Source organism: Mycobacterium sp. E3298 (assembly GCF_001666895.1).
Lineage (GTDB): Bacteria > Actinomycetota > Actinomycetes > Mycobacteriales > Mycobacteriaceae > Mycobacterium.
In genome coordinates, this window is the sequence record NZ_LZJB01000564.1 from 1 (window position 1) to 12,783 (window position 12,783).

A 12,783-nucleotide genomic window follows, 5' to 3' on the forward strand; every position below is an offset into this window, starting at 1 on the left:
CTGCTGTCGATCTCCTGCCAGCGCGGGGCGCCGTGGTCGTTGCGCTTCTTGGCGACCCGCTGCGCGTCCAGCCCGGCGTCGATGACACAGTCCAGCACGTTCTCCACCGTGGCATGCGATTGCGCGACGACGCCGATCCGCCAGCCATGGTCGGTGGCCAGGCGCTGGATCACGCGCGCGGCGGTGTGCGTCTTGCCGGTGCCGGGCGGCCCGTGCACCGCCAGGTACGACGAATCCAGGTCCATCAGCGCGGCGGTGATGTCGGCTGCGATGTCCGGGATGTCGGCGCCGCGGGGCAGCGCGGAGCCGCTACGCGTGCGGGGCGCGCGGCGCAGCAGGATGTCGACGACCGCGCTGCGGGGTAGCCCTGGCAGGCCGGCCGCCACCGCGGCGGCCGTGGACTCGATGGACTCCCGAAGCGCGGTCGTCGGAATCGGAGGGCCGGGGGTCAACGCGAACGGGAGTTGATGAAAGGGCTTGCCGTCGTTGCCCACTCGTTCGACGATGGTGACTTCGGTGGGCAGCGCCGGATCGTCGGCGGCTATCACCGTGGCGCGCCCGGCCGCCCGCCGGTCGGGATCGTCGGACATCCCCGATGGAGCCGGCGGGTCGTAGAGGGCAAAGACGTCGGTCGGCAGCTCGCCGCGGGCCAACTCGCCGCGCAGTCGCACCCGCCGCTGCGGCTTGCGCGCGCGGGGTGGCGTGTTCCAGTCCACGTTCACCGACGCGTGTTCCGCGACGAAGACGTCGGTGTTATCCGCCCATTCCTCCACGGGGAAGTTCAATCGGTCGAAGTGGGCCCACCAGAACGGCTTGTCCTCGCGCCGGTGGTAGCCGCGCGCCGCGGCCAGCAGCGCCACCGCGGTCTGCTCGGGGGTGCGCTCACCCGCTGTGGCGTCGCCGGTGAATGTCGCGAGCGTCACCGCCAGCGCGTCGCGGTCCTCGACGGTGTTGCCGCCACGGACGGGCTGGGCGCCGATCGGCACGACGCCGGATTCGTAGGCGCGCAGCATCAACCAGTTGCGCAGTTCCTGGGTGGAGCGGCAGTCGTAGAGGTTGTAGTCCTCGATCTCCTTGAGCACCGAGGCGGCGTCGTCGCCGCGTCCGTCGGCCCGCAGTTCGCAGTACCGGGCGTAGGAGGTGATCGAGCCTGCGGCCGTGGTGACGTCACCGGCGCGCAGCTGCGCCCCCATGTAGAGCGGCTCCAGCGCCTTGAGGCTGAATGACTCCGCGCCCACTCGAATGCTCTTGCGCACCAGGGGGTAGAGGTCGACCAGCGTTCCGCTGCGCAGTAGCTCGTCAACTTGGTCCTCGCCGACGCCGTAGCGGCCGGCGAGCCGCAGCAACGCGGTCTTCTCATACGGGGCGTAGTGGTAGATGTGCATGTTGGGCCTGCGTTTGCGGCGTTTGGCCACCATCGCCAGGAAGTCGGTCAGGGCCTTGCGTTCCTCCGCCCGGTTGTGCGCCCACAACGGCCGAAACGCGCCGGCGGGCCCGGCCTCCAGGACGCCGAACAGGTATTCCAGGCCCCACTCCTTGCCGTCGACGGTCCACAGCGGGTCGCCCTCGAAGTCGAAGAACAGGTCGCCCGGATCCGGTTCGGGCAGCAGCGTCAGCGGCTGGGGGTCGACGATCTCGAACTGCGGCGTGCCGGTCTCGCGTTGGCGGACTTGGAGTCTCGCCTGGGCGGTCAGCTTGCCGACCGCGCCCGGCGCCAGCTCCGGCACGGGACCAAAGTGCTGGGCCAGCTCGGACACCGTGGTGACGCCGGCGTCGATCAGCTTGTCCCGCTGGGTCACTCGCATGCCGGCGACCAGCAGCAGGTCGTCGGTGGCACGCAACTGCTCCGTGCACAACGGGCAACGCAAACACGCGCCCACGCCCTCGTCGTCCCACCGGACCGCGGCTCCACCCGCGTGGTGCTCGTCGAGGACCAGCTGCAATCGTGCGCGCTGCGAACGGTAAACGGGCATCAAGTCATGGACCCGGTAGCGCGCCACCGTCCCGTCGCCCAGGTGCAGTTCCGCCTCGGGCGCCACCGCGACGCCCGAGGCGGCCAGCGCGTCGGCGTAGGCGGCGAGTTGCAACAGCGCGGTGACCTTCGCCGAGCGGGCCAGCTTGGTGTCGATGACCCGGTACTGCTCCCCTTCTCGCACCAGAAAGTCGGCGAATCCGACGAAGCGGCCGTCGAACATGGCGGCCTGATAGACCGCGGGCGCGCCGCCGGCGACTGCGCGTCGCGTCGCCTCGGCCGCCGCCGCGAGGCCCGCGGGCGTGTAGGCCGGGCGGCCGATGACCGCGACGCCATCGCCGAACTCGTCGCGCAGCCGGTCCAGTTCGCGCCGCTCGTGTTCCGTCCCGAGGGTGGCGGTCCGGGCGAGGAGGTCGTCCTCGACGGTGGCGGCCGGCGCCCAGCCGAGCCGCGCGTCGAAATCCCGCAACAACGCGTACTCGCAGCGGGCGGCGGCCGCGAGGTCCGAGGCGCTGTAGACGATGGTGTCGCCGGTGACGAACACAGCAGCAACTGTAGGTGAGGGGACCGACTAAAAGGCGGCTCCGCCTAGTGCCCCGGGGCGTTGCCGATCAGCTCCACTCCGTTGCCGTTCCAGTGGAACCGCACATCGGTGTTCAAGCCGTTGATGCCGCTGGGGTAGGTCAGCGCGACCGTGTCGCCGGTGGTCTGCGCCGGGTCGACGCCGTTGAACCCGTAGGTGTCGGGCACCCCTTGCGGGATGAATTGCCCGAGATGGAACAGGACCGCCCGGGTGGTGGGATTGACGGCGTTGGTGTTGGCCTTGATGATCACCGCCGACAGCTGGGCGCACTGGTTGTAGTTGCCGGCCAGTGGCTCCGGGTTCCAGGGTTGCTGGCTGCGCGGGTCGCGCGGCAGCTCGGAGACCACCTTGGCGATGGTGGGTGAGGCGAGGTTGACCGCGCACGGGTCGGCGGGCGGGGCGCTGCCGCCGGGCGGCGCGGCGGCGCCGGACGGCTGGGCCGGGGCCGTGATGGACGGGGTCTCGGTCGTCGTCGCGGCCTGCGGCGTCTTGGCGACCGTGGAGTCTCCCGAACCACAGCCGGTCAAGGTGATGGCGATCAACGCGACAGCGGCCGAGCCGGTCAGTGGCTCGGTACGGCGGGGTAGCGACCACACATCGGGCACCGTACCGTCATCGCGCGTTCGGGTGTGACAGGCGTGGCCGGGCCCAGCGCGGCTGTGCTCATGATCACGGGACCGCAGCGCTGAAGTCTGACGATCTGGCCACGGCCACTAGACTCCATGGACGATGACCCACCCGGACGGCTCGCCTGAGGCTGCCTCGACTACGTTTGCCGACCTGCAGATCCATCCCTCCGTCTTGCGGGCGATCGCCGACGTCGGCTACGAGTCACCCACCGGCATTCAGGCCGCGACGATCCCGGCGCTGATGGCGGGCTCGGACGTCGTCGGGCTGGCGCAGACCGGCACCGGCAAGACGGCGGCGTTCGCCATCCCGATCCTGTCCAGGATCGACGTCACCAGCACCGCGACGCAGGCACTGGTGCTGGCGCCGACGCGGGAGCTGGCGCTGCAGGTGGCCGAGGCGTTCAGCCGCTACGGGGCCCATCTGCCGAAGATCAACGTGCTGCCGATCTACGGCGGCTCCTCCTACACCGTGCAGCTCGCCGGGCTGCGGCGCGGCGCCCAGGTGGTCGTCGGCACCCCCGGCCGGGTCATCGACCACCTCGAGCGGGGGACACTGGACCTGTCGCGGGTCGACTACCTGGTGCTCGACGAGGCCGACGAGATGCTCACCATGGGCTTCGCCGAAGACGTCGAACGGATCCTCTCCGAAACCCCGGAGTACAAACAGGTCGCCCTGTTCTCCGCGACCATGCCACCGGCGATCCGCAAGCTCACCACCAAGTACCTGCACGATCCGCTCGAGGTCACCACCAAGGCCAAAACCGCTACCGCGGAGAACATTTCGCAGCGCTACATCCAGGTCGCGGGTCCGCGCAAGATGGACGCGCTGACCCGGGTGCTGGAAGTAGAGCCGTTCGAGGCGATGATCGTCTTCGTTCGCACCAAGCAGGCCACCGAGGAAGTCGCGGAAAAGCTTAGGGCCCGAGGGTTTTCCGCGGCCGCCATCAACGGCGACATCCCACAGGGCCAGCGGGAGCGGACTGTCGCCGCGCTGAAGGACGGCGGCATCGACATCCTGGTCGCCACCGACGTGGCCGCCCGCGGGCTCGACGTGGAGCGCATCTCGCACGTGCTCAACTACGACATCCCGCACGACACCGAGTCCTACGTGCATCGCATCGGCCGCACCGGCCGGGCCGGGCGGTCGGGAACCGCACTGCTCTTCGTATCGCCGCGGGAGCGCCACCTGCTCAAGGCAATCGAAAAGGCAACGCGGCAAACGCTTACCGAGTCGGAGCTGCCCACCGTCGAGGACGTCAACGCCCAGCGGGTGGCGAAGTTCGCCGACTCCATCACCGACGCGCTGGGCCGTCCTGGCATCGACCTCTTCCGCAAGCTGGTCGAGGACTACGAACGCGAGCACGACGTCCCGCTGGCCGACATAGCGGCGGCGCTGGCGCTGCAGGCCCGCGACGGCGAGGAGTTCCTGATGGCGCCCGAGCCGCCACGCGAGCGGCGCGAGCGGCACACCGAACGCCGCGAGCGTCCCGAAAGGCCCAGGCAGGACCGGTCGTTCGCCACCTATCGGATCGCGGTGGGCAAGCGGCACAAGATCGGCCCTGGCGCGATCGTCGGCGCCATCGCCAACGAAGGCGGCCTGCATCGCAGCGATTTCGGCCACATCGCCATCGGCCCGGACTTCTCCTTGGTGGAGCTGCCGGCCAAGCTGCCCAAGTCGACGCTGAAAAAACTTGAGCACACGCGCATTTCGGGGGTGCTGATCAACCTTCAACCGGACCGGTCGGCGACCAAGCCCCGCGGCCGTGACGGACAGAAGCCCCGCAGGAAATACCCGGGATGACCCTGTCGGAAGAACAGGACGCCCAGGGCGGACTCGAACAGACCGCCCACGTCGACCGGGTGGCGTCGCTGACCGGAATCCGGGCCGTGGCGGCCCTGCTCGTCGTCGGCACCCACGCGGCCTACACCACCGGCAAGTACACCCACGGTTATTGGGGCCTGGTCGGCTCCCGGCTGGAGATCGGCGTGCCGATCTTCTTCGTGCTGTCCGGGTTTCTGCTGTTCCGCCCGTGGTTGAAATCCGCCGCCACCGGCGGGCCGCCCCCGTCGCTGAGTCGCTATGCGTGGCACCGGGTCCGGCGCATCATGCCCGCCTACGTCGTCACCGTGCTGTTCGCCTACGTGCTGTATCACTTCCGCGAGGCGGGACCCAACCCCGGGCACACGTGGCTCGGGCTGGCGCGCAACCTGACGCTGACGCAGATCTACTGCAACGGCTACCTGGGCAAGTACCTGCACCAGGGGCTGACCCAGATGTGGAGCCTCGCGGTGGAAGCGTCCTTCTATGTGCTGCTCCCGCTGCTGGCCTACGTGCTGTTGGTGCTCGTCTGCCGCCGGCGCTGGCAGCCGAGACTGCTGCTGGCGGCGCTGATCGGGCTGACGTTGATCAGCCCCGCCTGGCTCGTGCTCGTGCACACCGATCACTGGTTTCCCGACGGCGCGCGGCTCTGGCTGCCGACCTATCTGGCCTGGTTTCTCGCCGGAATGCTGTTGGCCGTCCTGCAGGCGATGGGGGTGCGGGGGTACGCGTTTGTGGCCATCCCGCTGGCCGTCGTCTGCTATTTCATCGTCTCCACTCCCATCGCCGGCGCGCCCACCACGTCGCCGGCCACCCTGAGCGAGGCCCTGTTCAAGACCTGTTTCTACGCCGTGATCGCCGCCCTCGCGGTGGCGCCGCTGGCCCTGGGGGATCGGGGTTGGTACTGGCGCCTGCTGGCGACGCGGCCGATGGTGTGGCTGGGGGAGATCTCCTACGAGATCTTCCTGATCCACCTGATCACCATGGAATTCGCGATGGTCTACATCGTTCGCGCCCACGTCTACACCGGCTCGATGCTGAACCTGTTCCTCGCGACGATGGTGGTGACGATTCCGTTGGCCTGGCTGTTGCATCGGTTCACCCGCGTGCGGACCTGAGCTGACGCGGCGCGGCTATGCCGGCTTGTCGCTATGAGGCGGGCAGTCGGGCATTCCTTCCGGCCGGGGACCGGAGCGGCGGGCGTGACGACTTTGGGGTGCGCCTATCCCCGGGCGGAGACCGGCGTGACGATCGGGACGAGGAACTCCTCGATCATCGCCTTCTCGTCGGCGTCGTCTCGACCCGGGAACTGCAGCAGCGACGCGATCACCCGCACCACCCAGCGCGCCCGGCGCTCCACGATGGCGGGGTCCTCGGGGCCGAGCGAGCCGACGAACGCGGCGGCCAGCGCGGTGATCACCTCGGACTGCGCGGCGACCTCGGCGCCGATCGGTGGCCGGCTGACGGCGAACCACGACGCCAGCGCGCGGCTGCCGCGAACCATCCGCAGCGTGGCGGTGATGCTCGCGACCAGCCGCTCCCGGGGGTCCTCGATGCCGCCGATCTGCTCCTTGATCTCGCGGCTCAGCCGGCGTGTCTCGCGGTGCACGTATGCGGTGCGCAGCGCCTCCCGGTTCTCGAAGTACCGGTACAGCGTGGCACGGGAACACCCCGCGGCCCTGGCGATCTCGTTCATGCCGATCGAAGCCTGGTCGCGTTCGGTGTAGAGCCGCTCCGCCGCGTCGAGGATCCGGTCCGCGGCGGCCTCGCTGCGATGCGCGCCGAGCCAGTCGTTCGGCATCAGGACTTCACCCGAATCGGCACGGACAGCGGACGCCGCACGTAACTGCCGCCCGACCAGACGATCGCGGACTCGTCCACCTCGAAATCCGGGCAGCGGGTGAGCAATTCGGTCAGGGCCACCCGCGATTGCATCCGGGCCGCCGCCGCGCCCAGGCAGTGGTGCGCGCCGTGGCTGAAGGTCAGGATGTTGCGCGGGCGGCGGGTCACGTCGAGCTCGCCCGCGTCCGGACCGTATTGACGCTCGTCCCGGTTGGCCGACCCATACAACAGCAACACCTTGCGGCCTGCGGGGATGGTGGTGTCGCCGATCGTCACGTCGTGGGTGGTGGTGCGGGCCAGCCCCTGCACCGGCGAGGTCAGCCGCAGCAGTTCTTCCACCGCGTCGGGGATCAGGCCCAGATCCTCGACGAGAAGCCGTCGCTGGTCGGGCCGCTGATGCAGCAAAGGCATTGAGCCGCCCAGCATTCCGGTGGTGGTGTCGTTGCCCCCGGTCACCATGGTGAACGTGAACGCCAGCACCGACAGCGTGCCGGCGATGTCGCCGTCGGCGCCCACCCCGGCCGCCACCAGGTGCGAGATGGTGTCGTCCCCGGGCTCGCCGCGACGGCGCTCGATCAGGTGAGTGAAGTAGGCCATCATCGACCCGACCGCATCGCCGACCGTATCCAGCGCCCCTGCCACGCCGCCTTCGGCGGTGTTGGCCGCGACGATCACGTCCGTCCACCAGTCGAATTGCGCCCGATCCGCTTCGGGCACACCGAGGTAGTGGGCGACCACCATCGAGGGCAGCGGCTTGAACAGCTCGGTGACGATGTCGCCACCCCCGGCGGCGCGCAACCCCTCGATGCGCTCCACCACGAACTCGCGGACCTTCGGTTCAACGGCCTCGACCTGTCGCGGCGTAAACCCACGCGACACCAGCTTGCGAAACTCCGTGTGCACCGGCGGATCCTGCATCACGAACGGTGGATTGTCCTGCAGCCCGATCATTTCCAGATCGCCGTAGTTGACCGTCAACCCTTGCGCGGAGGAGAAGGTCTCGTGATCACGCGCGGCGGCCCACACATCCGCGTGCCGGGACAGCACGTAATAGTCGTGCTCGGGCCGTTTGGCCGGGGCGACATGGTGCACCGGATCGTGGTCGCGCAGCGCCCGGTACATCGGCCAGGGCTCCGGCCAGGTGTCCGCGGTGGCCAGCTCGAACGTGACCGGCGCGTGGTGAGACATAACCGCAGCCATGTCTCATTCGTACGACAATTGCACGGCGATGTCAACCACCCCCGGCCAGCGGGGCGGTGGACGCCGAGCGCCCCGCGCGCCGGGCGATGAGCGGAGAAACTAGATGCCCGCGCCGGGGTTGAGGATGCCCTGGGGGTCCAGGGCCTGCTTGATGCGCCGGTTGAGGTCCATCACCTCGGGCCCGAGGTAGCCGGCCAGCCACGGCCGCTTCAACCGGCCGACGCCGTGCTCGCCGGTGATCGTGCCGCCGAGCCCGACGGCGAGGTCCATGATCTCGCCGAACGCGAGATTGGCGCGCTCAGTCATCGCGGCATCCGCGGGGTCGTACACGATCAGCGGGTGGGTGTTGCCGTCGCCGGCGTGGGCGATGACCGAGATCGTCAGGTCGCGCTCGGCCGCGATGTCCGCGATGCCGGTGACCAACCGGCCCAACGCCGGCAGGGGCACCCCGACATCCTCGAGCAGTAGCGATCCCTTCGCTTCCACCGCGGGAATGCAGAACCGGCGGGCGGCGACGAACGCCTCGCCCTCGTCGGGATCGTCGGTCGAAAACACCTCCGCCGCACCGCATTCCGCGAACACCGCGGCCATCACCGAGGCGTCCTCGCTGCCCGCGCGCCCCCGCTCGTCGGAGCCGGCCACCAGCATGGCGGCCGCGCCGCGATCCAGGTCCATGCGCAGGGTGTCCTCGACGGCGTTGATCGCCACCGAATCCATGAACTCCAGCATCGAGGGGCGCAGCCGCGCGGTGACGCCCAGAACCGCCTCGACGGCCGCCTCGACCGTCGCGAAAGAGGCCACCACGATGCTGGACGCGTTCTGCTTGGGCACCAACCGCAGCGTGACCTCGGTGACGACGCCCAGGGTGCCCTCGCTGCCGACGAAGAGTTTCGTCAGCGAGAGCCCCGCGACGTCCTTGAGTCGCGGGCCACCGAGCCGCACCGCCGTGCCGTCGGCCAGCACCACCTGCATGCCCAGCACATAGTCGGTGGTGACGCCGTACTTGACGCAACACAGCCCACCGGCGTTGGTGGCGATGTTGCCGCCGATGCTGCAGATCTCGAACGACGACGGATCGGGCGGGTACCACAGGCCGTGCTCGGCGGCGGCCTTCTTGACCTCGGCGTTGAACAGGCCGGGCTGACATACCGCGGTGCGGGTCACCGGGTCGACGGTGATGTCGCGCATCTTCTCCGTCGACAGCACGATGCCGTTGTCCAGCGCCGTCGCCCCGCCGGACAGGCCGCTGCCGGCCCCGCGGGTCACCACCGGGATCCCGTGCCCGCACGCCCAGCGCAACACGGTCTGCACGTCCTCGGTGCGGCGTGGGCGAACCACGGCCAACGGTTTGCCGGCCGACGGGTCGAACGCGCGGTCCTGCCGGTAGCCCTCGGTGACGGTCGGGTCGGTGACGACCATGCCGTCGGGCAGGCCGGCGATCAGCTCGGCCAGGAGGTCAGCACTCACGACCCGATCCTACGGTCCCATCCGCGCTGTACAGTGGAGCGATTCTTGTGAAAGGTCGGGTCCAAGTGTTCGGACGCAGAGATCTCAGCAAAGTCGGCACCCGCGCGTTCGCGGACGTCCTGGCCGCCGAGCAGTCGGCGATCTCGGTCACGGTCGGCAACCCGAACCTGGTCAACAACACCGAGGTTCGCTGGAAGCTGCTGCTGCGGGTCACGCCCGAGGGCGAAGCGCCGTTCGACGCCAGCGTCACCGCACTGCTACCCCAGCTGAGCCCGCCGCGGCCGGGCCTGAGGCTGGCGGTGCTCTATGACCCGAAGGACCACAGCCGCGTGCAGCTCGACCACCGGCCGGCCGCCACCGCCGACGCGGCCATCGACGCCGTGACCGCCGCCCGCCCCGACCTGGCGGGCGCCCAGGTGATGGGAATGCCGATGACCGATGTCATCCGGCGCGCCATCTCGGATCCGACCGCCTTCCGGGAGGAGATGATGCGCCGCGGAGCCGAGATGCAGCAGCAGGCGTTCGGCGCGGCGATGCCGGCGCCCGCGGCGCAAGCCCGGCAAGACCCGATCGAGCGGCTCGAGCGGCTGGCCGCGCTGAAGGAGCGCGGCCTGCTCACCGACGAGGAATTCGAGCAGCAGAAGCGCAAGATCCTCGGCGAGTGAATCACGGCGGCGACGGCGGACTCGCCTCCAACTCCGGCGCGCGGTCCAGGTCCCGCAGCGACGGCAGCCTCGAGGCCACCAGCCCGATCGCCAGGATCGGTACCGCCAGCGCCAGGAACGTGACCTGCAGCCCGGCGGCGTCGGTGAGCGGGCCGGCCACCAGCAGGCCCAACGGCCCGGCCGCGTAGGTCAGCCCCGCCATCACCCCGACCACGCGGCCGCGCAGGTGATGCGGTGCCCGGGTCTGCATGACGTAGTTGTAGATGGGCTGGATCGGCCCGTACACCAGGCCGGTCACCCCGCAGAGCACCAGGATCACCGGCAGCGGCGGCAGGAAGGCGATGCCGACCGTCGCGGCGCCGAAGGTGAGGGTCGCCGTCAGCACCGCCGTACGCCGGCGGGTGTATCTCGACAGCGCCGCGTAGCCGAGCGCGCCCGCCACGCCGCCGATCGCGAGCGCCATCAACGCCCAACCCAGCTGCGCGGGCTGGTGCCGGTCGGCGAAATACTTTGGGAACAGCACGCTTTCCATCGGCAGGTAGAGCGCGGTCACGGCCAGGTCGATCAGACCGAGCGTCCGCAGCACCCGCAGCCTCCACACGAACCGCAGACCCTCAGCGATCCCGGACACCAGGCCGTCCGGGCGGGTCGCGTGGTGCGGCTTTCCGGCGCCCTCGAGCCGCAGCGCGCCAATCGCCAAGAGCGACAACCCGAAACACCCCGCCGTGAACCACATGGTGTTGACGCCGCCAACCGTCGCGATCATCAGGCCGCCGATCCCCGGCCCCACCATGAACCCGAGATTGAGCACGGCCTCGTAGATGCTGTTGGTGCGGTCCAACGACCAGCCCGCCCGGGCGGCCGCCTCCGGCAGCATCGACTGGCGTGCCGTCGTCCCGGCCGGGTCGAAGGCCGCCGCGCAGAACCCCAGCACCGCCAGCTCCGCGACGTTGATCGCGTCGGCCCCCAGCAGCAAGGCGGTCAGCGGAACGGCGGCCACCGCCGCGCAGGACAGCGAGTCGGAGACCAGCGACACGCGGCGGCGGCCCACCAGGTCGACGGCGGTGCCGGCGACCAGCGTGGAAAGCACCAGCGGCAGGGTCATCGCGGCGGCCACGACGGACGCGTCCCTGGCGCGGTCGTGGTGCTGCAACGCCAGCCAGGGGAACGCGATGATCGAGATGCCGGTGCCCGTCGTCGCCAGCAGCGTGGCGGACATGATCAGAAGTGCCGGGCCGCGGCTCGTGTGGCTCATGGGTATCCCGGGGAGAATGTAGCCGCTGATCCGCGGCCCGACCACCGAATATCCGGGGGGTTCGGCGGTCGCGCACCGGCTGACTGCAGGATGTTGATGTGCTCGTCCACCCACGTACCGGCCAGGCGTTCGATTCTCCAGTGGTTCCCGGCACCGGTTGGCCGGGGGACCCGGCGACCCCGCAGACCCCGGTGGCCGCCGACCCCACGCAGGTCGCCGCGCTGGCTCCCCGGGCCCCGTCGATCCCCGAACTCGACGCCTTGATCAGCGTCTGCCGCGCGTGCCCCCGGCTGGTCGACTGGCGCGAGGACGTCGCCGCCCTGAAGCGCCGCGCCTTCGCCGACCAGCCGTATTGGGGCCGGCCCGTGCCGGGCTGGGGCTCGGAACGGCCCCGGCTGCTGATCGTCGGGTTGGCGCCCGCGGCGCACGGCGCCAACCGGACCGGGCGCATGTTCACCGGCGACCGGTCCGGCGATCAGCTGTACGCGGCGCTACACCGGGCCGGGCTGGTGAACCAGCCGACCAGCGTGGATGCCGCGGATGGGTTGCGGGCCAACGGGGTTCGGATCGCTGCGCCGGTGCGGTGCGCTCCGCCGGCCAACGCCCCGACGCCCGCGGAACGGGACACCTGCTGGCCCTGGCTGGAAGCCGAATGGCGGCTGGTGTCCGAGCACGTGCGCGTGATCGTGGCTCTGGGCGGGTTCGCGTGGCAAATCGCGCTGCGGTTGCCGGGCGCGTCCGCGATGCGCAAGCCGCGGTTCGGCCACGGGGTCGTGGCGCAATTCGCGCCCGGTGTGCGGTTACTCGGCTGTTACCACCCGAGCCAGCAAAACATGTTTACCGGTAGGTTGACACCAGCGATGCTCGACGACGTTTTCCGGGATGCGAAAAGGCTGGCAGGGATTAAGTGACTGACGTTCTGATTTCCGGCGCCAGCGTGGCCGGTGCGACGGCGGCTTATTGGCTTGGACGGCACGGCTATTCGGTCACCGTGGTGGAGCGCCACCCCGGCCCGCGACCGGGCGGCCAGGCGATCGACGTGCGCGGGCCGGCGCTGGGAGTGCTGGAACGCATGGGGCTGCTGGCCGCCGCTCAGAAGCGGAGGACGCAAATTCGCGGCGCTTCCGTCGTCGACAGCGACGGCAACGAGCTGTCGCGCGACACCGAGGCGACACCCACCGGCGGCCCCATCGACAGCCCCGACATCGAGCTGCTGCGCGACGACCTGGTCGAATTGCTTTACGGCGCAAGCCAATGGACGTCCGAGTACATTTTCGACGACACCATCACCGGCTTGGACGACGACGGCGCGGCCGTCAACGTGACCTTCGAACGTGCCCCCGCGCGCAGC

Annotated in this window: 11 protein-coding genes; 5 read left to right on the forward strand and 6 right to left on the reverse strand. The window is 70.0% G+C overall.

The features are described from left to right. Positions 1-2,516, reverse strand: a 2,516-nt coding sequence (locus A9X05_RS25580; RefSeq protein ID WP_067784932.1) for a TM0106 family RecB-like putative nuclease, incomplete at its 3' end; no start/stop codon positions are given. 44 nt (positions 2,517-2,560) lie between these two features. Beyond that, positions 2,561-3,160, reverse strand: coding sequence for an LppP/LprE family lipoprotein (locus A9X05_RS25585; RefSeq protein WP_067749988.1), 600 nt, complete (start codon positions 3,158-3,160; stop codon positions 2,561-2,563). Between the two features lie 124 nt (positions 3,161-3,284). Here A9X05_RS25585 and A9X05_RS25590 point away from each other — a divergent pair, with 124 nt between their 5' ends. Both A9X05_RS25590 and A9X05_RS25595 read left to right on the forward strand, forming a co-directional pair. Then, the gene (locus A9X05_RS25590; protein ID WP_067749990.1) at positions 3,285-4,985 is read left to right on the forward strand and encodes a DEAD/DEAH box helicase; all 1,701 of its coding nucleotides are present in this window, start codon (positions 3,285-3,287) and stop codon (positions 4,983-4,985) included. Continuing rightward, entirely contained in the window at positions 4,982-6,121 is a 1,140-nt protein-coding gene (locus A9X05_RS25595) for an acyltransferase (RefSeq protein WP_067749992.1), read from the forward strand. Before A9X05_RS25590 ends, A9X05_RS25595 begins: the two co-directional genes overlap by 4 nt. A gap of 104 nt (positions 6,122-6,225) precedes the next feature. Here the strand turns inward: A9X05_RS25595 and A9X05_RS25600 are convergent, their stop codons facing one another. The 3 genes from A9X05_RS25600 to A9X05_RS25610 all read right to left on the reverse strand — a co-directional run bounded on the left by A9X05_RS25600 (position 6,226) and on the right by A9X05_RS25610 (position 9,512). Further along, the gene (locus A9X05_RS25600) at positions 6,226-6,804 is read right to left on the reverse strand and encodes a TetR/AcrR family transcriptional regulator (RefSeq protein ID WP_067784935.1); all 579 of its coding nucleotides are present in this window, start codon (positions 6,802-6,804) and stop codon (positions 6,226-6,228) included. Beyond that, the gene (locus A9X05_RS25605; RefSeq protein ID WP_197499198.1) at positions 6,804-8,045 is read right to left on the reverse strand and encodes a cytochrome P450; all 1,242 of its coding nucleotides are present in this window, start codon (positions 8,043-8,045) and stop codon (positions 6,804-6,806) included. The genes A9X05_RS25600 and A9X05_RS25605 overlap by 1 nt, the downstream gene beginning before the upstream one ends. Before the next feature lie 99 nt (positions 8,046-8,144). Then, positions 8,145-9,512, reverse strand: coding sequence for an FAD-binding oxidoreductase (locus A9X05_RS25610; RefSeq protein ID WP_067784940.1), 1,368 nt, complete (start codon positions 9,510-9,512; stop codon positions 8,145-8,147). A gap of 65 nt (positions 9,513-9,577) precedes the next feature. Between A9X05_RS25610 and A9X05_RS31825 the strand changes: the two genes are divergently transcribed. Continuing rightward, positions 9,578-10,177, forward strand: coding sequence for an SHOCT domain-containing protein (locus A9X05_RS31825; RefSeq protein WP_067784943.1), 600 nt, complete (start codon positions 9,578-9,580; stop codon positions 10,175-10,177). Position 10,178: 1 nt separating this feature from the next. Here the strand turns inward: A9X05_RS31825 and A9X05_RS25620 are convergent, their stop codons facing one another. Then, positions 10,179-11,432, reverse strand: a complete 1,254-nt coding sequence (locus tag A9X05_RS25620) for an MFS transporter (protein ID WP_067784946.1) — start codon at positions 11,430-11,432, stop codon at positions 10,179-10,181. Between the two features lie 83 nt (positions 11,433-11,515). Here A9X05_RS25620 and A9X05_RS25625 point away from each other — a divergent pair, with 83 nt between their 5' ends. After that, positions 11,516-12,343 (forward strand): uracil-DNA glycosylase, encoded by an 828-nt coding sequence (locus tag A9X05_RS25625; RefSeq protein WP_067750002.1) that lies wholly within the window; start codon positions 11,516-11,518, stop codon positions 12,341-12,343. Further along, positions 12,340-12,783 (forward strand): FAD-dependent monooxygenase (locus A9X05_RS25630; RefSeq protein WP_156736995.1); only part of this gene is annotated, 444 nt, incomplete at its 3' end. The genes A9X05_RS25625 and A9X05_RS25630, both read left to right, overlap by 4 nt.

Excerpts from the sequence above, each read along its gene's own strand:
- A9X05_RS25590 (WP_067749990.1), top strand. The coding sequence starts at position 3,285 with ATGACCCACCCGGACGGCTCGCCTGAGGCTGCCTCGACTACGTTTGCC.
- A9X05_RS25595 (WP_067749992.1), top strand. The coding sequence starts at position 4,982 with ATGACCCTGTCGGAAGAACAGGACGCCCAGGGCGGACTCGAACAGACC.
- A9X05_RS25600 (WP_067784935.1), bottom strand. The coding sequence starts at position 6,804 with ATGCCGAACGACTGGCTCGGCGCGCATCGCAGCGAGGCCGCCGCGGAC.
- A9X05_RS25605 (WP_197499198.1), bottom strand. The coding sequence starts at position 8,045 with ATGGCTGCGGTTATGTCTCACCACGCGCCGGTCACGTTCGAGCTGGCC.
- A9X05_RS25620 (WP_067784946.1), bottom strand. The coding sequence starts at position 11,432 with ATGAGCCACACGAGCCGCGGCCCGGCACTTCTGATCATGTCCGCCACG.